Annotated in this window: 19 protein-coding genes; 5 read left to right on the top strand and 14 right to left on the bottom strand. The window is 56.6% G+C overall.

What is annotated here, in order from left to right; translation table 11 throughout:
• Nucleotides 1–173: 173 nt before the first annotated feature.
• The 7 genes from aroB to pilM are packed head-to-tail and all read right to left on the bottom strand — an operon-like array spanning nt 174 to nt 6,785.
• Nucleotides 174–1,280: a 3-dehydroquinate synthase gene (gene aroB, locus ACQE2I_RS02970; RefSeq protein WP_192537409.1), complete on the bottom strand. Its 1,107-nt coding sequence runs from the start codon at nt 1,278–1,280 to the stop codon at nt 174–176.
• Nucleotides 1,277–1,843 carry a shikimate kinase AroK gene (gene aroK, locus ACQE2I_RS02965; protein WP_427030030.1) on the bottom strand — a complete coding sequence of 189 codons (567 nt, stop codon included), beginning with the start codon at nt 1,841–1,843 and terminating at the stop codon, nt 1,277–1,279. The genes aroB and aroK overlap by 4 nt, the downstream gene beginning before the upstream one ends.
• On the bottom strand, nt 1,843–3,903 hold the full coding sequence (gene pilQ / locus ACQE2I_RS02960) for a type IV pilus secretin PilQ (protein ID WP_427030029.1): 2,061 nt from the start codon (nt 3,901–3,903) through the stop codon (nt 1,843–1,845). Before pilQ ends, aroK begins: the two co-directional genes overlap by 1 nt.
• Nucleotides 3,904–3,916: 13 nt before the next feature.
• Complete coding sequence (locus ACQE2I_RS02955) at nt 3,917–4,480, bottom strand: pilus assembly protein PilP (RefSeq protein WP_427030028.1); 564 nt, start codon at nt 4,478–4,480, stop codon at nt 3,917–3,919.
• Nucleotides 4,477–5,136, bottom strand: coding sequence for a type 4a pilus biogenesis protein PilO (locus ACQE2I_RS02950; RefSeq protein ID WP_427030027.1), 660 nt, complete (start codon nt 5,134–5,136; stop codon nt 4,477–4,479). Before ACQE2I_RS02950 ends, ACQE2I_RS02955 begins: the two co-directional genes overlap by 4 nt.
• On the bottom strand, nt 5,133–5,699 hold the full coding sequence (locus ACQE2I_RS02945) for a PilN domain-containing protein (RefSeq protein ID WP_427030026.1): 567 nt from the start codon (nt 5,697–5,699) through the stop codon (nt 5,133–5,135). The genes ACQE2I_RS02950 and ACQE2I_RS02945 overlap by 4 nt, the downstream gene beginning before the upstream one ends.
• A gap of 24 nt (nt 5,700–5,723) precedes the next feature.
• Complete coding sequence (pilM, locus tag ACQE2I_RS02940) at nt 5,724–6,785, bottom strand: type IV pilus assembly protein PilM (protein ID WP_427030025.1); 1,062 nt, start codon at nt 6,783–6,785, stop codon at nt 5,724–5,726.
• A gap of 204 nt (nt 6,786–6,989) precedes the next feature.
• Between pilM and ACQE2I_RS02935 the strand changes: the two genes are divergently transcribed.
• Nucleotides 6,990–9,518 (top strand): penicillin-binding protein 1A, encoded by a 2,529-nt coding sequence (locus ACQE2I_RS02935; protein ID WP_427030024.1) that lies wholly within the window; start codon nt 6,990–6,992, stop codon nt 9,516–9,518.
• 130 nt (nt 9,519–9,648) lie between these two features.
• Here the strand turns inward: ACQE2I_RS02935 and ACQE2I_RS02930 are convergent, their stop codons facing one another.
• Genes ACQE2I_RS02930 through ACQE2I_RS02920 form a run of 3 tightly spaced genes read right to left on the bottom strand, consistent with a single transcriptional unit; the run spans nt 9,649 to nt 13,215 of the window.
• The gene (locus tag ACQE2I_RS02930; protein WP_427030023.1) at nt 9,649–11,667 is read right to left on the bottom strand and encodes a TRAP transporter permease; all 2,019 of its coding nucleotides are present in this window, start codon (nt 11,665–11,667) and stop codon (nt 9,649–9,651) included.
• Nucleotides 11,668–11,699: 32 nt separating this feature from the next.
• Nucleotides 11,700–12,215 (bottom strand): DUF1850 domain-containing protein, encoded by a 516-nt coding sequence (locus ACQE2I_RS02925; RefSeq protein WP_427030022.1) that lies wholly within the window; start codon nt 12,213–12,215, stop codon nt 11,700–11,702.
• A gap of 28 nt (nt 12,216–12,243) precedes the next feature.
• A complete protein-coding gene (locus tag ACQE2I_RS02920; protein ID WP_427030021.1) occupies nt 12,244–13,215 on the bottom strand; it encodes a TAXI family TRAP transporter solute-binding subunit in 972 nt (323 codons plus the stop codon).
• 327 nt (nt 13,216–13,542) lie between these two features.
• On the opposite strand from ACQE2I_RS02920, the gene csiR reads away from it, so the two are divergent.
• The 4 genes from csiR (at nt 13,543) to gabT (ending at nt 18,191) form a co-directional block, all read left to right on the top strand.
• Entirely contained in the window at nt 13,543–14,262 is a 720-nt protein-coding gene (gene csiR, locus ACQE2I_RS02915; protein ID WP_427030020.1) for a DNA-binding transcriptional regulator CsiR, read from the top strand.
• A gap of 120 nt (nt 14,263–14,382) precedes the next feature.
• Nucleotides 14,383–15,561, top strand: a complete 1,179-nt coding sequence (locus ACQE2I_RS02910; RefSeq protein ID WP_427030019.1) for an acyl-CoA dehydrogenase — start codon at nt 14,383–14,385, stop codon at nt 15,559–15,561.
• Nucleotides 15,562–15,631: 70 nt separating this feature from the next.
• Nucleotides 15,632–16,846 carry a CaiB/BaiF CoA transferase family protein gene (locus tag ACQE2I_RS02905; RefSeq protein ID WP_427030018.1) on the top strand — a complete coding sequence of 405 codons (1,215 nt, stop codon included), beginning with the start codon at nt 15,632–15,634 and terminating at the stop codon, nt 16,844–16,846.
• A gap of 67 nt (nt 16,847–16,913) precedes the next feature.
• Nucleotides 16,914–18,191, top strand: coding sequence for a 4-aminobutyrate--2-oxoglutarate transaminase (gene gabT / locus ACQE2I_RS02900; RefSeq protein ID WP_427030017.1), 1,278 nt, complete (start codon nt 16,914–16,916; stop codon nt 18,189–18,191).
• Nucleotides 18,192–18,364: 173 nt separating this feature from the next.
• Here gabT and ACQE2I_RS02895 read toward each other — a convergent pair whose 3' ends face one another.
• The 4 genes from ACQE2I_RS02895 to ACQE2I_RS02880 all read right to left on the bottom strand — a co-directional run bounded on the left by ACQE2I_RS02895 (nt 18,365) and on the right by ACQE2I_RS02880 (nt 22,132).
• A complete protein-coding gene (locus ACQE2I_RS02895) occupies nt 18,365–18,613 on the bottom strand; it encodes a YkoF family thiamine/hydroxymethylpyrimidine-binding protein (protein ID WP_427030016.1) in 249 nt (82 codons plus the stop codon).
• Between the two features lie 9 nt (nt 18,614–18,622).
• Nucleotides 18,623–19,447, bottom strand: coding sequence for an alpha/beta fold hydrolase (locus ACQE2I_RS02890; RefSeq protein ID WP_427030014.1), 825 nt, complete (start codon nt 19,445–19,447; stop codon nt 18,623–18,625).
• Nucleotides 19,448–19,577: 130 nt separating this feature from the next.
• The gene (dinB, locus tag ACQE2I_RS02885) at nt 19,578–20,624 is read right to left on the bottom strand and encodes a DNA polymerase IV (RefSeq protein ID WP_427030013.1); all 1,047 of its coding nucleotides are present in this window, start codon (nt 20,622–20,624) and stop codon (nt 19,578–19,580) included.
• 44 nt (nt 20,625–20,668) lie between these two features.
• Nucleotides 20,669–22,132 carry a protein adenylyltransferase SelO gene (locus ACQE2I_RS02880; protein ID WP_427030011.1) on the bottom strand — a complete coding sequence of 488 codons (1,464 nt, stop codon included), beginning with the start codon at nt 22,130–22,132 and terminating at the stop codon, nt 20,669–20,671.
• Nucleotides 22,133–22,177: the final 45 nt, after the last annotated feature.

Here is a 22,177-nt window from a genome sequence, read left to right as displayed (position 1 = left end):
ACGAAAAACCACAAGAATTAAACTTTAGTCTAACGAGCACTAAAAACACCATGCCGATAGCGCATAAGCCATGCGAATTGCATTATACATGTGTGCATTGCAGTATCGTTGAGCCATAAAAAAACCCACCGTGAAGGTGGGCTTATTGAACACACAACGCTTTTACAGTCGAGTTACAGACGCGGGTAGCTATCCAGCAAAGCGCGCAAGACCTCCTCCGAGGTCGTGTCATCAATACACGCATTGCCGATAGCATGTAACAGTACCAGCCGCAGCTTGGCGTCCACGTTTTTCTTATCCAGACGCATGCGGGTTAAAAAGTCATCGCTTTGCATATCAGTTGGCGCCGCCAGCGGCAGCCCGGCACTCTCAATCACCGCCTGGGCACGCGTTAAATCAGCGCCACTGATAAAGCCCAGCTGCTGGGAGAGCGTGGCAGCCAACGCCATGCCTGCCCCAACCGCCTCGCCGTGCAGCCAGTTGCCGTAACCTTGATGGGCCTCAATCGCATGGCCAAACGTATGCCCAAGGTTAAGATGCGCCCGAACGCCCTGCTCGGTTTCGTCATCCGCCACGATGTCGGCTTTTATCTGACAGCTGCGCGCAATGGCTTCGATGATCGCCTCTGGGCTGATGTGGCGTAGCGCGGCCATATTGTCTTCAAGCCAGCTGAGAAACGGCTCATCACGAATCAGCCCATACTTAATGACTTCGGCAAGCCCAGCAGAAAGCTCACGCGCAGGCAGGCTCGCAAGCGTTGCGATATCAATCAGCACTGCTTTAGGCTGCCAGAAAGCGCCAATCATGTTCTTGCCGAGCGGATGATTAACGCCGGTTTTGCCGCCTACCGAAGAGTCCACCTGGGAAAGCAGCGTGGTAGGCACCTGGATAAAGGCAACGCCGCGCTGATAAGACGCCGCGGCATAGCCCACCATATCGCCAATCACCCCGCCACCCAACGCGACCAGCGTGCAGCGACGATTGAAGCCGGCTTCAAGAAGCGCATCCCAAATGCGGCTAACCTGCTCAATGGTCTTGTACTGTTCGCCGTCAGGCAGGATGACCGTGCGCACGTCCACATCGCTGGGTAGATGTGCGCAGAGCGCTTCCAGGTAAAGCGGTGCAACCGTTTCATTGGTTACCACCATTACCTGCTTGCCCGCCAGATAAGGCGTTAGCGCCTGGGGATCATCTAATAAGCCAGAACCAATATGGATCGGATAGCTGCGATCACCCAACGCAACATTTAACGTACGCTGGGCAGTGGCGGGCTGAGTCATGGGGATACCTTTGAGTTAAGCGTGACGGCGTGCTCTAGCGGGTCGGTCAAACGGTGTACCCGGCGCAGGATTTCATTGACCACCGCCCTTGGGCTGCGGCGGTCGGTGCGCACGGCAATATCCGAGGTGGCACGATAGAGGGGATCGCGCTGGGCGAACATGTCATTGAGCACCTGCTCGCGGTTAGCGCACTGCAGAAGCGGCCGGTTGCGATCTTTCGCTGTCCGTTTGAGCTGCTGGTCGACGGTGGTCAATAGGTAGACCACCGTGCCACGCTCGCGCAGTGCGCGGCGGTTCTCTTCGCGCAGCACCGCGCCGCCGCCGGTGGCGACCACCACCGAAGAGAGCTGGGTTAATTCATCAATCATATGAATTTCCCGTAGGCGAAAGCCCTGCTCGCCCTCGACATCAAAAATCCACGGGATATCTGCCCCGCAGCGGTCTTGAATGGCGTGGTCACTGTCGTAAAACGGGCGCGCAAGCTCGGCCGCCAATAGGCGACCAATGGTGCTTTTGCCAGCCCCCATGGGGCCTATGAGAAATAAATTAGGTAAATCCTGCATCAGTGAACCGTTAAGCCATCGTCTAGGAGTCGTGGAGTAATAAAGACTAACAACTCTACCTTTTCATTGCTCTCTTCGGTATAGCGAAACAGCCTACCGAGCAAAGGAATATCACCCAACAGCGGTGTTTTGGCGATTTGGCGCAACTCTTCGGTGGTCAAAATACCGCCTAACACCACCGTTTGGCCGTTATCTACCAGCACTTGGGTTTCAATCTGGTTGGTATCAATCGGCGGCTCGCCGCCAAACTCCGATTCCCGGAAACTGTCATTTTTGATCACCAGATCCATAATAATGCGGTTATCCGGGGTAATTTGCGGGGTGACTTCCAGCGAAAGCTCGGCTTCTTTGAATTCGGTATCCGGATTGTCGTTGCCGTCCACGCTCTGAAAGGCGCGCTCTTCACCCTGGCTGATACGGGCGGTGCGCTGGTTGGCGGTGATAATTCGAGGCTGCGAGATGGTCTGGCTTTTACCTTCGCTCTCCAACGCGCGCAACTCCAAATCCAATAAGATATCGCCGGATAAATAACCAAAGCTAAAGCCAGTGCCAGGCCCAGTGGCGGCGCCTAGGTCGACCGCCAAGCCGCCCTGCGCTCGGTTAATACCCCCCGGGTTGATATCGCGCCTAGTGAAGGTGCCGTCATCCCCCTCTTGAAAACCGCGGGTGCTCGACATACCCCAATTAATGCCCAACTCACGGGAAGCGGTGTCTCGGGCGATAACAATGCGCGCCTCGATTTGTACTTGGCGGACAGCGACATCCAAGCGCTCTATGGTGCGAACAATGTTGCGTACTTGCTCGGCAGTATCCTGCACCAGTAGCGTGTTGGTGCGCTTATCAATGCTGACACGGCCACGCTCGGTGAGCAGCCCAAAGCCGTCCGCCTCGCCACCGCGCAGCAGTTGGGCTAAATCTTCGGCCCGAGAATACTTGATCTCGATAAATTCGGTGACTAACGGCGAGAGCGTTTCAAGCTGGTGGCGCGCCTCTAGCTCCTGGCGTTCTAAATCGGCCAGCTCACTGGCGGGAGCTACGACAATCACATTGCCCTGCTCACGACTTGATAACCCCTGGCTTTGCAGGATAAGCGCCAACGCTTGGTCCCAGGGAACATCGTTTAGATTGAGCGTCACACGACCCGTTACGCTGTCGCTGGCAACCAGATTCAGCCCGGTAAACTCAGCCAGCGTGGCCAGCACCGAGCGTACTTCAATATCCTGAAAGTTAAGGCTCAAACGCTCGCCGTTAAAGCGCTTACCTGTCGCTTCAGAGGGTTGTGACTCCTGACTAGCGGGCTGAACCTCCACTGTCAGCGTGCGGCCACTTTGCGAGGAGATCATCGCATAAGCACCTTGGGTGGCGATCGCTAACTGGGTGCCACCTTGGCTGGCGAGGGGCGTAATCCGCGTGACCGGGGTCGCAAAGTCGGTGACATCGTAGACCTGGTTAAGCGAGTCAGGAATTGCTACATCGCGCAGATCAACCAGCACTTGATCGGACCCGCTCTCCCGCACGTTGGCTTCGCCCCCTTCGCGGTCAAAGGTGACCATCAACCGACCAGCGCCACCTGCGCCGCGGCGAAAATCAATATTTTCAATCTGCGGCCCTGCGTCGACTTCCAGCCCCGCTGAAGCGATGCCGGGCAATGGGCTAGACGAGCGGCTGGCGTCTGCAGAAAAGGTAATACGTAGACGATTATTCAGCACGCTAGACGTGAACGCCTGAGACTCACTGAGATTGACCACCAGACGGGCACGGCCATTACCCTCCAGGGCGGTAATCTGCTCAATACCAAGACGATTAACGTTAATACGTCGGTTATCGAGCCCACTTTGGGTCTCTGCCAAATCCAGCATCACTCGCGGCGGGGAGTCCAGATGATAGCTGCGCAGCGCGGGCATATCGCCGGTGAAATACAGGTCAAGGTACGTGCCACCGTTCTCGGCGGGCTGGACATCAATGGCTGTCAGCACCGAGGCAGCCGCCCGTGAAGGCAACAGTAAACATAATGCCGCCATGGCCATAAAAAGAGTGATTCGCCAAGCTGTAACTGCCATGGGCTATTTCCGCTTACTGGTTGTTTTCGTTGATGACGAGCGACACCTGCCGCTCCTGCCAACCGTCCCGCTGGGTGAACACGCGTTCGGTAACACGTATTTCTTGTCTACTTATCTCGGTAATACGTCCGTAGTCGGCGCCCATATAGTTGCCCTCTTTCACACTGGTCACATTGCCATCCGGTGCGGCAATCAATGCGACCCGCCGCCGCCCCATACGCATGCTACCGACCAATCGCAGTTCTTGCAGCGAGAAGCGCTCCAGCGGCTCTGAGCGACGCTGCTGGTCAGGCGCAAGGGCGCCCTCGCCTCGATCAGCGCCGTCCTGAGCAATCGCGCTGGGGGGCAAAAAGGGGCTACGCTCGCCGCTATATAAATAGGCCAAATCCCGGCTTTCGGGCAGTGCAACAGCAATAACCGGAGGCTGCCCACCAGGCGACTGGCGAATATCGGCCAACGTGCGCTCAAGCTGATCTAAATCAGCCTCGGCACACCCCGTCAACACGACCGCTGCGGCCGCAATAATCATGGCCGATGTGGCGTTCACAGCTTGCGGCTTTACTTGCCTGGGTTTCATAACGCTTCCGCCCTATCCGCAGTGGGCTGATCACCCTCTTCAACATAGCGATAGGTGCGCGCTAATAGCGACAGACGCAGCGTGTCTCCCCGCCCTTCATTAGGCTCAAGCGTAAAATCGTGCTGGGTCACCATGCGTGGCAGCGAGGCAATATCGGCAATAAAGCGGGCCAATTGGTGGTAACCGCCGCGCACCTGAATATCCAACGGCTGCTCGACATAATGGGCTTGAGTGAGCGCTGGACGCAGTCGAATCGTTTCAATGGTCAGGCGGTTATCGACGGCGGCGCCACTAATACTATCGAGCAGCGCAGGTATCTGCGCATCAGTTGGGAGCATGGTACGCAACTGCGCCACCTGCCCTTCCAGGGTAGTCAATTGCTCGCGCATTTCGGGCAAGAAAGCGGCTTCGGAAGCCCTGCTGCGGTATTCGCTCAATAGCCTGACTTCCTGGCGTTGCGCAGCCATAAAGGCGTCACGCTGGTCACTTATCACGAGCCACACCATAACGCTCAGCGCTGCCAGGAGTGCCAAACAGCAGCTCAACACTTTTAACAGCCACGGCCAGCTACCGGCTTCTTTGACGTCTAGGTCCCGCCAATCGACACTGCGCAGGCGCTGCCACTCGATAGCCCACTGCTTGCGGTTAAGCGTCATGGAAACGCCTCCTCAGCGCCTTGAGGCAGCGCGGTGGCGGTCTGTTCCACATCAAAACGAAATACGCGGCCTAAACCATTTTGCTCACTCTCTACCGCCGAGAGCGAGGGCACAGATAACCCCGGTAGAGCGGCAATACGGCGCAGTTGCTCGGAAACCTGACGCTCGCTGCTGGCCACCGCGGTGACACTCACGCGGTTATTCGTTTTCGCCAAGCGTTGATAAATCACTCCATTGGCCACGCTCTCCGCCACGTCATTAAATAGCTGCACTGTTTGCTCGGCCTGTAAACTCTGAAATACCCTTATCTGCTCGCCTAAACGAACGGCATCGTTGGCATAGCGCGATACGCCGTCGATGTCGGCATTAAGGCGCTCGATGTGGTCGCTGATGTAGACATTACGCTGCTGCTGAGCCGCTAGTTTGAGCTGATAAAGCTGAGAGATTAGCAGGCCAAGCACGACACCCAGCACCAACATGGCCGCTACCACGGCGTAGAACTTAGCTGTTTGACGCTCGCGCTGTGCTTCCCGCCAGGGCAGCAGGTTAATGTTCATGCTCATTGGCTAACTCTCATTGGCTAACTCTCATTGGCTAACTCTCATCGCCAAACCACCGGCGGTTAGCATTGCCGGCGCATCGTTGGTTAGCGCCTGGAGGCTTAAGCGTTTATTCACCAGCATACGTTGAAAGGGATTAGCAATGGTCACCGACATGCCGCTGTCGTCAGCAATACGTTCGGCAAGCCCAGGAATCACGCTCGACCCGCCGGCCAGCACAATGTGCTTTACCTCCTGCAGGCGCCCAGCCGTATAGTAAAGCTGTAGCGAGCGTCCCACCTGCTGCACCACGGTTTCCAAAAATGGGTTGAGGACGCTTTCATGGTAATCATCCGGCAGTCCGCCGCGCTTTTTGACAAAGCCCGCCTTCTCCATACTCAGAGCGTAGCGGTCACGAATGGCGTCGGTGAGCTGGCGGCCGCCAAACACCGTGTCGCGGGTATAAACGATATGCCCACCGCGGACGACGTGAAAGGCGTTTATATTTTCACCGATATCCACTAGCCCGATGCAGGCGGTCGGGTCATCGTCTACCTTTAGTTGGCGGCGTAGTTCGGCAAGTGAGCGCTCCATGGCGAAGGTTTCAACATCGACGGCGGCAGGTTCTAAGCCAGCGCGCTCCAACGTATCCGTCAGTTGCGTTACATCCTGCTGCCGACAGGCGACGAGTACCACTTGCTGCTGCTCGTCATCGAATGGCGCGGGGCCCAGGCACTCAAAGTCGAACGCGACCTCATTGAACGGAAAAGGAATATGGCGGTCGGATTCGACCACAATACGCTCTTCGATTTCTTCTTCACTCAGCCTGATAGGGAAGCTCAGCGTTTTGGTAATCGCGGCACTCGCCGGCACGGCCACCGCCGCTTTGCGAGTCGAGGGCTTGGCATGCTCGACGGCGCGACTAAGCACGCTAGCGACGTCATCAATATCGCAAATACGCCGTTCGACTACGGCTCCTTCGCGTAGCGGCCGCACAGCATAGCTTTCTACTTGGTAATTATCGTGGCACTGTTTTAGCTCAAGCAGCTTCACGGTTGCCGACGTAATATCGACGCCGATCAACCCTTTACCAGGTTTTAGAAAGCGCATGTTGGATTAGACTCCGCCTACTTATTGCCCATTAATCACATATCGTTTGAGGCTACATGATTTTTAGTTAAGTCACACCCGAACGCACTTACGGCATATCAACACTGGTGGCCGCCGCCTTGGCTTCATATAATGGCAGCCAATTACATGATACGGCCGTTTAGATGCCGTTCTTTTTTATTCTTTTTGGGGTGCTCTCTGTACATGACGTTTCTTCGAACCCTTATAGTCTCGCTGTTCTTCCTTATCGTCTCGTTGGCTGGCGCTACCGTGTTAGCGGTGGTGGGGGCCGCTATATACTTTGCCCCAGGGCTGCCTGACGTTCGTCAATTGCAGGATTTTGAACTGAGCACCCCGCTGCGAATTTTTACTCAAGACAGCAAATTGATTGGCGAATTCGGCGAAGAGCGCCGTGTGGCGATTGATTTTGATGAAATTCCGCAGGATATGATCAACGCCTTGATTGCCGCCGAGGATGCCAGCTACTTTGACCATGCGGGCGTTGACCCCCGTGGCTTAGCGCGTGCGGCGGTAGAACTTACGCTGAGTGGCGGTGCGATTCAATCGGGGGGGTCAACCATTACCATGCAGGTCGCGCGTAACTACATGTTGACGCTAGACCAAACCTTTACCCGTAAAATTCGTGAAATCCTGCTGGCCCTGCAAATGGAGCAAGTGCTCAATAAAGAGGAGATCTTCGAGCTTTATGTAAATAAGATTTTCCTGGGTAATCGTGCCTATGGCATTGCAGCCGCCTCCGAGATCTATTACGACAAGCCGCTAGCGGAACTCACCCTGGCACAAACGGCGATGATTGCCGGCTTACCGAAAGCCCCCTCCGCCTTTAACCCGCTGGCTAACTCCGAGCGTTCGCTAATTCGTCGTAACTGGATCCTATTTCGTATGCGCGAGTTAGGGCTTATCGAAGATGATATCTACCAAGCGTCAGTTCAAGACCCGGTGACCGCCCGCCGCCACTATACGCAAGCAGAAGTGGAGGCCGCCTATGTTTCGGAAATGGCACGCCAGTATGCGGTGGAACGCTTTGGCGATAACGCGTACACCGGCGGCTACCGTATCTACACTACGATTGATAGCGAACTGCAGCCTTTTGCCCACCAAGCGCTAGCCAATGGATTGACGGCCTACGACCTACGCCACGGCTGGCGCGGGCCAGAGCTGCGTGAAGTTGCTGCTAGCTTGGTTGAAGCACAAGAGCAAACGACAACCCGAGGCCTTGAAGAAGAACTGTCCGAATCACCAGAAATTCGTCAGACCGCCCGTCAAGCCGCCCAGCGCAGCCAAACGGAAGTCGAAGGCATTGATGGCGATGTCAGTAATTGGGTTCAGGTGCTTGAGCGCACGCCCAACTACGGCCTGCTCCAGCCGGCCATCGTAGTAGCGAGCAGCGACCGCGAAATGCAGGTGCTTACCCGTAGCAGCGGTCTGCAAACCATCGCCTGGGAAGGCTTGAAATGGGCTCGCCCCTACTTGAGTCCGCGCAGCCGCGGTGCCGAGCCCAGCTCAGCGGAAGAGATTGCCGTACGCGGCGACATGATCCGCGTGGTAGAAAATGAGGACGGCTCACTACGCCTCTCACAGCGCCCGGACGCCGAAGGCTCGCTGGTCGCTCAAGACCCGCAAACGGGCGCCATTCTGGCACTCCAGGGCGGTTTCGACTTTAACGCCAGTAAGTTTAACCGTGCCGTGCAGGCGCAGCGCCAATCAGGCTCTATCTTTAAACCATTTATCTACTTAGCGGCTCTTGAGGATGGCGATATGAACGCCGCCAGTGTGGTCAATGACGCGCCGGTGGTGGTTGACGATGGCAGTAACTCGCTGTGGCGCCCGGTCAACTCCAGCCGCGACTTCCAGGGCCCAATGCGCTTACGTCCGGCACTCGCCCGCTCGCGTAACCTCGTCACTATCCGCGTTCTGCAGGCCATGGGGCTGAACCACACGATCGAATACCTGGAAGGTTTCGGCTTTGCGCCTGGCCGCTTACCCCACGGTTTGGCACTGGCGTTGGGCAGCGCAAGCTTAACGCCGATGGAGATGACCAATGCCTACGCCGTTCTCGCCAATGGCGGCTTCCAGGTGTCCCCCTGGTTCATTGAACGCGTAACCCGTGACGATGATAATGAGCTGATTGATGAAGCCACGCCTCAGGTGGCCTGCCCAAGCTGTGCCGAAGATCAGCAAACGGTGGAAATAGATGGCCGCGAATACCCGATAGCCAAACGCGTCGCCGACCCGGCCGCGGCTTATATCTTGCGCGATATGCTACGTGACGTTATCACCTCGGGTACTGGCCGCGGCGCGCTTAGTCTGGAACGCGACGATATCGTCGGCAAAACCGGCACCACTAACAGCCAGCGTGATGCTTGGTTTGCAGGCTTTAACAGTAAGCTAGTGACGACGGTATGGGTGGGTAAAGACAGTAACGAAACCATCTCTGAGTATGGCTCTCAGGCCGCGCTGCCCATCTGGGTGGAGTTTATGGGCGATGCCTTAGAAGGTACGCCGAATGCTGTGCCCGAGCGCCCAGAGACGGTCGTCACCGCTCGCGTGGATCCAGACACAGGCCAACGTTTAGCGGATGGCCAGTCTGGCGGGATTACCGAGATGTTCCATCAGGATCACTTGCCGAGTTATCAGCAGCGCCGTATTAGCCGCGAGCTCGAAGAAACCAGCGGCTCACAGGGGACAGGTGCCGCTGAGTCGATCTTCTAACCCAGCGAGACCTAGTCCACCAAACACTCGCCCACCAAGTAAAAAGCCATCAAGCAAAAGGCCCGGAGATAATATCTCCGGGCCTTTTTCATTACTTACCGCTTCGTGATCTAGCCATCGACACTTATGATTAACTACCGACGGGCGTTGCAGGCGCTTCGCGCTTACTGGCCAGCCAGTTAGCGCCAATGGCAATAATCATCACCACTACACCGGCAATTTCGGTCATCAGGTTAGGGTAAAACACCCCGCAAATTGCCGCAGTAATCGCGATGCGAGGCAGCCACGACATCCGGGTAAACAGATACCCTTCCAATGCCGCCGCAAAGGCACCCAGTGCCAGAATGGCAATTACCGCGTTCCAGATCACCACCGGCACCGGGCCGCCCATAATGATTTCCGGGTTGAAGACCATAAATAGCGGGATCAAGTAGAGTCCTTTGGCAAACTTCCACGCCTGGAAGCTAGTTTCCATCGGCTTACTGCCCGCGATCGCCGCCCCGGCAAAGCCTGCCAAGGCGATGGGCGGCGTCACGTTAGAGTCCTGGGAGTACCAGAAGACCACCAGGTGAGCGACCAATAGCGGAATGCCAAACTCCTGGGTAAGCGCCGGCCCAACAAGCACTATCAAGACGATGTAGCTAGCGGTAACCGGCAGCCCCATACCCAAGACTAAGCTGGCTAACAGCACCATCACCAGCGCAAGCAGAATGTTGCCGCCGGAGAAGGCCAGCATCATAGAGGAGAACTTCAGCCCCAAACCGGTTAGGCCGACCACGCCAACGATAATCCCGGCGACTGCACAGGCCATGGAAACCGCCACCGCATTGCGAGCACCTAGCTCCAAGCCTTCGATCAGCTTGGCAAAACCGGCGCCCAGTATGCTCTTCGTCGCATCAGCCGTCACCGGCTGGCCCTGCCGTGGGGCGACAAAGAAAAACCACAGTGCGTAGCGAATCACCGCCACCGCCACCATGGTGACCACCGCGTAGTAGCCCACCCGCATGGGCGACATACTCATCGCCAGCAGCCAGACCAGCACGGCCAGTGGGAGCAGGAAGTGCCAGCCATCTTTCATCACTTGGCGCATCTGCGGAAGCTCGTCTTTGGGCAACCCCTGCATGCCTTGCTTAAGGGCAATGATATGCACAAACAGATAGACCGTGGCGAAATACATAATCGCCGGCAGGATGCTGACTTTGACAATATCCAAGTACGGCGTATTGGTGTACTCGGCGATCAAGAACGCCCCAGCGCCCATCAACGGCGGCATAATCTGCCCACCGGTCGAGGCCGCGGCTTCGATACCGCCTGCTTGCTTGGGCTTGTAGCCCAGCCGCTTCATCAGCGGAATGGTAAAGGCACCGGTAGTGACCACGTTGGCAATCGCACTACCGGAAATAGAGCCCATGCCCGCCGAGGCCAATACCGCTGCCTTGGCTGGCCCGCCACGCTGGCGGCCGGTCGCCGCGTAGGCCATATCAATAAAGAATTTGCCCGCACCGGTGCACTCCAAAAAGGCGCCAAACAGCACAAAAATAAAGATATAGGTGGCCGCGACGCCTAGTGGCAGACCAAAGATGCCTTCTTGGCCGAGGTAGAGCTGACCCGCAACCCGATCAATGGTGTAGCCGCGGTGCTCCAAAATGCCCGGCATCCACTCGCCCAGCCACGGCAGCTCACCGCGCGGCCCGGCAAACGCATACACAATCGCCAGCAGGCCTATCACCGTCATCCCAAAACCCACCGCACGACGGCTGGCTTCTAGCACCGTTACCGTAGCGATACAGGCAACTAGAATATCGTTACTGTTCCAGAAACCTGCCCGACTGAAAATCTCATCCAGGTTGAACACTAAGTAGGCACCGGTCAGTACCGCACCGGCTAAAAATACGACGTCTAGCCCCCAACTCAAAACCCCACGCTTACGTGTTGGGCCAAAGGCCGGAAACATTAAAAACGCCAGCACCATGATCAATGCCAGGTGAATACTACGCTGATAAAACAGCCCTAACGGCTGAATACCGGCTGAATAGAGTTGAAACAGGGAAAGACCCACCGCCACGATGGTGATCGACCACAGCACCATGCGGGGTTGAATCACATTACCGCCAGGCACCACGCTCGACGGCTGATTGGATTCGCTCATGAAGTCCTCGGAAGCGTTAACTAATGTCGTTTTTATTCACGCGGGGATGCGTGAGGGTCTATCAACTGAATGGTCACGCGTTGTCCAGCGGCGTGCTCACTGAGGCTCACTGGCGCATGCTCACCGCCTGGCCACACCACTCGATGATTAACAGCCGGTGAACCTACCCTCAACACATAACGGTTATTGGCGACAGGCTCGTTAATGGCATTAATCCAGTAACCGCCTTCACCGTCTGATACCTGCTCGCCGCGGCCAAAAATATGCCCAAGCCCTGCGGCGAAATCGGGTTGATGGCTACGCTCCAATTGCATGACGCCCGCCGCATTGCGATAGCAATCCAACACCGTGAAGTGCTCAACGGAGTGTTGCCACTTAATACACCAGCGACCGTCAGCCGGTACCGCTTCATCCACTAGCGTGTCGCCTTGTTCGGTCACCACAGCTAGGCGCATAAACGCCGACGCCGAAGCGGGGGAAGCCCCCACTTCGGCGATTGGACCACATGCAATAAGTAACGCTACCAGCAGTCGTTGCTGCCACTGCATAGTAATGTCCTTGAGTATCCTTTAACGACTACGGGCGTAGGCGATCCGGGATCTCAGCACCGACTTCTTCGAAATAGCGCAGTGCGCCCGGGTGTAGTGGTACTGGCGTTGACTGCATGGTGAATTCAACGGTGGTGTCGTTAGCGGCCGGGTGAACCGCAATCAGCTCGTCAGTATTTTCAAACAGCAGTTGGGTTAGTTGATAAGCCAGCTCTTCGTCCATATCGGCATTAACAACCAGTACGTTGGGGATACCGATGGTCTGAACGGCTTCGTCCATACCGTCGTACATACCGGCAGCAAGCTCGTAGGGAGCAAATACCGCTTCTTCTTCCTGGGCATTGGCCACTTCTTCATCGGACAAGCTAATCAGGCGAATATCGCGGGTGGCTGCCAGATTGAGAATCGAGCTGGTGGGCGGCCCAACGCTCCAGAAGCCGGCGTCGATATCACCGTCGCGAATTGCATCAGCAGTTTCGTTGAAGTTAAGGCGCTGGGGAGTGAAGTCTTCATAGCTAATGCCATTGGCTTCAAGCAATGCACGGGCATTCAGCTCGGTGCCGCTACCCGGTGCACCGACGGAAACGCGCTGACCCGCTAGATCAGCAATCGATTCGATATCCGACTCGGCCAGGGTCACCAGCTGTACCGCGTTGGGATAAACCGACGCCAGTGCGCGAGTATTTTCAATCTGACGGCCTTCAAAATCATCCGTGCCGGTATAGGCTTGATAGACCGTATCGGCCAGTGCCAGGGCAAGATCCGCGTCGCCGCGCATGATCAGACCCATATTTTCAACCGAGGCACCGGTGACTTCAGCCGTCGCCTGGGCGCCTTCAATATGGTTGTTGATCATTTCGGCGAAACCACCACCGATAGGATAGTAAACGCCGCCTGTGCCGCCGGTGGCGATTGAGAGTTGTTGAGCGCTTGCCGGTAGCGCAACCGCTAGCATAGAAGCGGCAGCTACTGTGGAGTATATAGAGCGTAGAGTTCGCATGAGCGTTTCCTCCGTCCTGCTTGGACTTATAGGTATGGTTGACGATAAAGGAGGTGTTGAAGCCCCAGCCTCTGCCTGATCAATAAGCAATCAGAGGCGGTTGAGGAGAAGTTAGCACGGCTTGTGCGTTGGATGCTAATAGGTGTTATCAGCGGTCAATGGCTAACAGCAAGTGAGTCGTTTGGGAAAATACGCACTTCTCAGAATGATGAAACCTCGAATGAATATCTTACTTGATGCCAAATTGTTATTATTTATTGATAATAGCTGACAATTTTACCCCTTGTGCTTTCCCTTTATCATGAATTACCCAGGAGCCCCACTGCTATGGAGCCAGATGCTAAGGAACCCGTTGACAGGGAGCCAAGCGCACCACGCCAGAATCTTGCCATTAGCGCTTACCACCAACTCAAGCATGACATCATTCGTGGCCGCTATGCACCTGGACAGAAGTTGTTAATGAGCCACTTGAAAGAGCACTACAGCGCCAGCACCGGCCCGCTGCGCGAAGCGCTCTCGCAGTTGGTGGCTGACCGTTTAGTGGTTGCGATCAGCCAGCGCGGCTACCGCGTGGCCCCCATGTCACTGGCCGAACTCAACGATATCTATGACGCTCGCGCGCAGCTTGAAGGATTAATTCTCCGCCTTGCCATTGAGCGCGGCGACGATGACTGGGAAGCCACGGTACTGGCCAACGCCCACCGGCTAGCCAAAGTGACTGATATCAGCACACCCGATGACCTGCTCGATATTTGGGATCAACGTCACAAAGCCTTCCATACCGCTATCGCCAGCGGCTGCAACTCCCCTCACTTGCTGCAAATGCGTAACACGCTATTTGATCAGGTAGAGCGCTACCGCCACCTGTGGCTGCAAGAAACCGTGATGTCTCCCCAGGCGCTGGAGCGCAAGCGCCAGGAGCACGCCGCGCTGGTCGATGTCATTCTGGCCCGCGATACCGCCCAGGCTGACAGCTTAATGCGCGACCACTTAATGACCCCGGTGCCGATTATTACCCGCGTTCTTGAAGCACGCGGCATCAATTAAGCTAAAGTCACGGATAAATTCTGCGTTTTAAAAAAATGTAGATATTTTAAACAAACGGCGATACATTGACTGCCAACTATCTTGCATTTATTCCTACCCACGAACCTAGGAAACCACGCCATGACACACTTTAACTGGGACGACCCGCTACTTCTCGAACAGCAGCTCACCGATGAAGAGCGCCAGATTCGCGACGCGGCCTACGATTACTGCCAGGAGAATCTTCAACCCCGCGTGCTAACCGCCTTCCGTGAAGAGCGCTTTGACCGCGAGATCATGAGCGAAATGGGCGAGCTTGGTCTGCTGGGTGCCACCGTTTCTCCCGAGTACGGCGGTGCAGGCGTCAACCATGTGGCTTACGGGTTGATTGCCCGCGAAGTTGAGCGTGTGGATTCCGGCTATCGCTCAGCGATGAGCGTGCAGTCCTCACTAGTGATGTACCCCATCGAGACCTACGGCTCAGAAGCGCAGAAACAGAAATTCCTACCTAAGCTTGCCAGCGGTGAAATGGTCGGCTGCTTTGGTTTGACCGAACCCGATCACGGCTCTGACCCGGGCGGCATGATTACCCGTGCGGAAAAGGTTGATGGCGGCTACCGCTTGACCGGCGCCAAAATGTGGATCACCAATAGTCCGATTGCCGATATAGCCGTGGTTTGGGCAAAATCAGCGGCCCACGATAACCAGATTAAAGGCTTTATTGTCGAGCGCGGCACCGAAGGTTTCACCACGCCCAAAATCGAAGGCAAAGTTTCTCTGCGCGCATCGATTACCGGTGAGATCGTGTTGGATAACGCCTTCGTTCCCGAAGAGAACCTGCTGCCCAACGTCAGCGGCTTGAAAGGTCCGTTTGGCTGCCTGAACAAAGCCCGTTACGGCATCGCCTGGGGGGTGATGGGCACCGCAGAGTTCTGCTGGCACGCCGCCCGCCAATACACCTTAGACCGCAAGCAGTTTGGTCGCCCGCTGGCCGCTAACCAGCTGATTCAAAAAAAGCTCGCCGATATGCAAACCGAGATCACGCTGGGCTTGCAGGCAGCATTGCAAGTAGGTCGTTTAATGGATAGCGGCAACTGGGCCCCGGAAATGGTCTCGCTGATCAAGCGTAACAACTGCGGCAAAGCGCTGGATATCGCCCGTCAGTCTCGCGATATGCACGGCGGCAACGGTGTTTCCGACGAATACGGCGTTATTCGTCATATGGTCAACCTGGAGTCGGTGAATACCTACGAAGGCACCCATGATGTACACGCGCTGATTCTGGGCCGCGCGCAAACAGGCATTCAATCGTTCTTTTGATCGCTATCTTTTAATTACGGCCTTTTAACCACGGCGCTTTGATCACTTACCATTTATTAAGGAAGCCTCTATGGGCGAGCTAAGCAAACCATTGGCCGGGATTAAAGTACTCGATATTTCACGCGTGCTGGCCGGGCCATGGTGCGGACAAATGCTCGCGGATATGGGGGCGGATGTGATTAAGGTCGAGCGCCCCGGTAGCGGCGATGACACGCGCCACTGGGGCCCGCCGTGGCTCGCGGGCAGCGAAGAATCGGCGTATTACCTGTGCGCTAATCGGGGTAAACGTTCGGTGACCGTCGATATGGCCAAGCTCGAAGGCCAGGCGGTGATTAAGCAGTTGGTCGCTCAATCAGACGTTCTGATCGAAAACTTTAAGGTCGGCGGCTTAAAACGCTACGGTTTGGATTACGCCAGCCTAAAGGCGCTCAATCCTAGGCTAATTTACTGCTCGATTACCGGTTTTGGTCAGGAGAGTCCCTACGCGCATCGCGCCGGTTACGACTTTATGATTCAAGCCATGGGCGGGATCATGAGCCTAACCGGCAAGCCTGATGATGAACCCGGCGGTGGGCCGGTAAAGAGCGGCGTCGCCTTTACCGATATTTTCACCGGCCTGTATGCGGCCAATGCTGTTCTTGCAGCGCTGTACCAGCGTCGCGATAGCGGTGAGGGCTGCCATATCGATATGGCGCTTATGGATGTTCAGGTCGGCGTGCTCGCCAATCAGGCGTTGAACTACTTAACCTCCGGCAATGTGCCCCAGCGGCTAGGTAACGCTCACCCTAACATCGTGCCTTATCAGGCGTTTGCTACCCAGGACGGGCATATGATTATGGCCGTCGGCAACGATGAGCAGTTCAAGCGCTTTTGCAACGTGCTTTCACTACAGGCCTTGGCCGAAGACCCCCGCTTTGCCACCAACGGTGCTAGGGTCAACAACCGTGCGCTACTCGTGCCTCAGCTGGAAGCAGCATTGGCCCAGCGCAGCACCGATCACTGGCTGGCCGCCTTTGAAGCGGTAGGCGTGCCCTGTGGGCCAATCAATACGCTAGATCGGGTGTTTGATGATCCCCACGTAAAAGCCCGTGGACTTAAGCAAACCCTGCCCCACGACCAAGCGGGCCAGGTGGATTTAGTCGCCAACCCCATTCGTTTTAACGGCGCCCAGATGAGTGCTACTACAGCGCCGCCCCACTTAGGCCAGCACACTGAAAGCGTGTTAGAAGAACTCGGCATTACGCCTGAACAACTAGTGGCATTGCGCACCTCTGGTGTTATTTAATCACTAGGTAAGCACCTCAATTAAGCACTATGCTGAAAGCCTATCCTTTCTCGACAGGAGTTGAGCCATGAGCAGCAATGCCGAATTGAACGAGCTGAAACACAAGTACGTCGCTGCTGGCGCCGCTAGCCCCGCAACAGCCTTCGCCGACCACGCTGAAAACGCTGAAATCTGGGACGCGGACGGCAACCGCTTTATCGACTTCGCAGGCGGTATTGGCGTACTCAACGTAGGTCACCGCCACCCCAAAGTAGTCGCCGCGGTCAAAGCCCAGCTCGATAAGCTGATGCACACCTGCCAAACGGTCATGCCTTATGAAGGCTACGTGAAAGTCGCGGAAAAGCTTAGCCACATCGTGCCGGTTCGTGGTCATGCCAAAGTCATGCTGGCCAACTCCGGTGCCGAAGCGCTGGAAAACGCCGTTAAAATCGCCCGCGCGGCCACCGGCCGCTCCAACGTTATCTGCTTTGATGGCGGCTACCACGGGCGTACTTTCTTCACCATGGCGATGAACGGCAAGGTAGCGCCTTACCAGAGCGATTTCGGCCCAATGCCGGGCACCGTCTTCCGCGCGCCCTACCCGGTGCCGTATCACGGCGTCAGCGAAGACGAAGCCATTCGCGGCCTGAAGATGACGCTTAAGACCGACGCCAACCCCAAAGATACCGCTGCAATTGTACTTGAGCCGGTACTCGGTGAAGGCGGCTTCTACCCAGCTTCTACTAGCTTTCTGACCAAGATCCGTGAAATCTGCGATGAGCACGGCATCTTGATGATCATCGACGAAGTGCAGTCGGGCTTTGGCCGTACCGGCAAAATGTTTGCCATCGAGCATAGCGGTGTTGAGCCGGACATTATGACCATGGCCAAGAGTATGGCCGACGGCATGCCGATCTCTGCCATCGTGGGCACCGACAAAGTCATGGATGCCTCAGGCCCTAACTCCCTGGGCGGCACCTACACCGGCAGCCCCACCGCCTGTGCGGCCGCGTTGGCGGTCATGAAAGTGTTTGAAGAAGAGAACATTCTGGAGAAGAGCCAGGCCCTAGGCGATAAGCTGGCCAAGCGCTTCAATGAGTGGGCAGACAAGTTTGATTGTATCGACCACGTGCGCAACATGGGCGCCATGGCCGCGTTTGAACTGGTGTCGAACAAAGCCGACCACACGCCTAACCCTGAGCTGGCTGCCGCGCTGTGCAAGAAAGCCCGCGAAGAGGGCTTGATCCTGCTCTCCTGCGGCATGTACGGCAACACCATTCGCTTCCTGATGCCCGTCACCATTCAAGACGACGTGCTCAACGAAGGCCTGGATATTATTGAGTCATGCTTGGAATCGATGATTTAACAGCTTTGTAGGCTCACTAGGCCGAAACAGCCCGTAGCGGGGGTCTTTTGCCATGGCCGGAAAAGAGTTCCCGACTTTTCCGGCATTTCCGCCATCCTTGGCGGTCAGATGGCAAAAGTAGCGCCCAAGGATGGGTTTACAGCGCCCCCGCCTAGGGCTGTTTCGGCCGCCCCCTACCGAGGCCTTCGGTCACCTTCTAAGAAGTTAGCCGTAAATACCGCCTTGCCATGGATCTCAAACGACCACTTCATCACCTCACTCAACGCTGCCATCACGGCATCGAACTCGCCAAATACCTGGGTGCTCATGCGATTCGGGTGCACTTCCAACCCTGTTGCCTCAAGGCGCTTTACCACCTCTTTGACTACCGGCTTAAAGTCATCCGCCAGTGGGTAGTAGCTAAGCTGTACGGAAAGATACATAACGCCTCCTTACGCTGTGTTTGAGGACCGACTCGCGCTTAAACGCTGCCAGGCAGCTAAAATAGCGGCACGGGTCTCGTCCGGGTGCTCCATGGGAAACATATGCGTACCAGGGACTTCGCTAACCATTAACCCCTTTCGCTTCAAGCGCTTTATGCGCGTGGCGGTTAGCAGATGAGACTCTTTACCCGCCACTAGCTCTAGCGGTACGCCTAACCGCTGCGGTAGGCGTGAAAGATGGTCGGGCAGATGGCGAAAAATTTCCACCTCGACACCTGGATCAAAAGTCAGTTCGGCGCTGCCGTCGTCTAACAAGCGTGTCCCTGCTTCAATGTAGTCGTTGAGCGCCTCGGGGGTAAAGCGGCGAAACAGACCCCGACGACCCAGCGAATGCGCCATCGCCTCGCGGCTCGGCCACACCGTGCGCCGCCCTAAGGTTTTTCCGGCCGGGGTAACACGATCCACAAAGCCAAACCGCTTGGCGGCTTTCATTGTCCAGGCATCCGTTCCCAGCATTAACGGGGGGTCGAGCATGATCACCCCGCAGAAGCGCTCGGGCTGCTTATCAGCGGCCATGGCCATTAAGGTGCCGCCCAGCGAATGCCCAACGCCCAATAACGGCGTATCGCTCTCGGGCAGGTAGCTCAGCAACTCATCCACCAGGTTGCCCCAGTTGTGATTAACGGGGTAGTCAGGGTGGTGACCCAGGCGATCCAGAGGGTGCAGATCAAAGGTCTCTGCCAGTGGATTGAGCAGGCTGCGATAGCTTAAGCCTGGAAAACCATTGGCATGGGCAAACACTAAACGGGGGCGGGTAGCAGCATTAGCAGGCATGGCAAGGCTCGCGCGTTAAAAAGGCAGGAAGACAGCTAATGTGGAATATGCTCATTTACGCCGTCTATCATACATCTGTTTTAACGCGCTACTGATAGAGCGTCAATCATCATAAGTGTTAACAGGCTAATTAAAACAGCGGCAGCTGATGCTCCTGGCTATTGTCCGCCAGCCGATACCCCACGCCAAGCAGACGCACGGGACGCTCGCCACGTGCCCAGCCAACGTTAAGCAGGGTTTCAAACTGTTCAAGGTTAGGCGCGGGGTCGGCGTGTTCGACGGTGGTTTGGGTAAAGTCGTTGAACTTCACTTTTACGATTAGCCCGCGCACCGCCAATGGCGGATCAAGCCGTGCGTAGCGGCGCTCTAAATCTTCGATCAGCGCGGGTAGTTCACGGCGGCAGGCATCGAGGTTGGGTAAATCCTGGGCGTAGGTCTGTTCGGTGCTGACCGATTTTCGCTCGCGGTGAGTTTTTACCGGGCGCTCGTCGCGTCCCCAGCTTAACTCGTGTAGGCGCTTGCCAAAACGGCCAAAGTGCTCGACCAGGTCGGTTAGCGTGCGGGTACGCAGGTCGGCGCAGGTGTGGATATCCAGCCCCGCCAACTTCTCTGCCGTACGGGGCCCTACCCCGTGGATTTTCTTGACTGGCAACTGTTGTACGAAGCTATCGACCTTATCCGGGGTAATCACGCACAGGCCGTCGGGTTTGTTCCAGTCGCTGGCAATTTTGGCCAGAAACTTGTTGGGCGCTACGCCCGCTGAAACGGTGACCCCCACTTCGCGGCTGACCCGTTCGCGGATCGCTTCGGCCATGAGTGTCGCGCTGCCGTGATGCTGGGTGACCTCCGAGACATCCAGAAAGGCCTCATCCAGAGAGAGCGGTTCGATCAGTTCAGTTACATCGCGATAAATGGCGAAGACCTGGCGGGCGACTTCTTTGTATTTGGCCATCTCACCGCGGATCACGGTGAGATGCGGGCAGCGCTTGAGCGCCTGGCCCATGGGCATCGCCGAGTGAATGCCAAACTCGCGGGCGGGATAATTGCAGGTGGCGACCACCCCGCGCTGCTCGACACTGCCGCCAATGGCTATCGGGATATCCCGCAGCGCGGGGTTATCGCGCATTTCCACCGCTGCATAAAAGCAGTCACAGTCGCAGTGAATAATTTTGCGCACCGGCTACCCGCCTAACTGTAAAAAACCACAGTCTAGCATAGGCGTTATGTGCCGCAGAATGTTCTTAGCACTTGCTCATTTTCCGTGGCGGGCGCCGCCAAACGGCGCGCTTCCACGGAGTCATCGAATGGCTGGGTGACGACTGCCAACAGGGTATGGAACGGGGTAAAGTCACCGTCGTAAGCAGCATCAATGACCTCCTGAACCCGGTGATTGCGGGGAATAATGACCGGGTTGGCGCTTCGCATGGCGGCAAAACGCTCGCTATCTTGACTGGCTATCTGCGCTTGCTGCCAGGTATCCAGCCACGCGGCCAAACCATCAGGCTGAGTCGTCAGCGCCAGCAGCGCCTCGCAGTGCTCATCGCTCGGGGAGGAAGCGTATTGCGTGAGCGCATCAAAGGTGGCGGTCATGTCCATCCGCCCCTGATGCATATGGCTTTCAAGGCCTTCCATTAGCCCTTCGGCTTCGGGGCTTTTCGCCGCTAAACCGAGTTTATCGGCGTGCAGGCGGAGTTGCTCGGCGCTGAACAGTGATTCAAAGCGGCGGATGGCGTCAGTGGCCTGCTCCACGACCGCGTCGCCCTCTTCACGCATCAGCGGCAGCAGCGTTTCGGCAAATCGGGCCAGATTCCACTGGGCAATCGCTGGCTGGTTGGCAAAGGCGTAGCGGCGGCCTTGATCGATGGAGCTGTACACTTTTTGCGGATCGAACTGCTCCATAAAGGCACAGGGGCCATAATCAATGGTTTCACCGGCAATGCTGCAGTTATCGGTATTCATCACGCCATGGATAAAGCCCACGCTCATCCAGCGGGCAATCAGCACTGCCTGACGGGCCACCACTGATTCCAACAGCGCCAGGTAGGGGTCTTCCGCGTTGGCGGTATCCGGGTAGTGGCGTGCAATCACATGATCCGCCAGGGCTTTGAGCAGTGCTTCATCACGCTTTGCAGCGGCAAATTGAAAGGTGCCCACGCGAATATGGCTGCTGGCTACGCGGGTAAACACCGCGCCGGGCTCAGCCATCTGCCGTATCACCCGCTCTCCACTGGTCACCGCGGCCAGAGCGCGGGTAGTGGGAATACCCATGGCGGCCATAAATTCGCTAACCAGATACTCACGCAGCACCGGCCCTAGCGGTGAACGGCCATCGCCACCACGGGAGAACGGCGTGCGGCCACTGCCTTTTAACTGCACATCGCGGCGCACGCCGTTCTGGTCGATCACTTCACCCAGCAGCAGCGCACGGCCATCGCCCAGTTGCGGCACAAAGTTGCCGAACTGGTGGCCTGCGTAACCCAAGGCGCCCGGTTTGGCGTCCGGCATGGGCTGGTTGCCGCTAAACCACTCGGCCAGCGTTGCGGGATCAGGAATCTCTTGAGCGCCCAGTTCATGAGCAAGCGGCGCATTGAACGCAATCAGCTCCGGGCTGGCCACAGGCGTTGCTTGGGTGGCGACCCAGAGAGGTTCAGGCAAGGTGGAATAGAGATGTTCGAATGGCAGCACGATAGGCTCCGCTATTGATGGCTATATCTACCTAATACCCTAGCA

The organism is Halomonas sp. H2 (genome assembly GCF_050215315.1).
Taxonomy (GTDB): domain Bacteria; phylum Pseudomonadota; class Gammaproteobacteria; order Pseudomonadales; family Halomonadaceae; genus Vreelandella.
The sequence above is the reverse complement of the archived record's forward strand: the minus strand, read 5'-3'. Positions and strand labels throughout refer to the sequence as shown.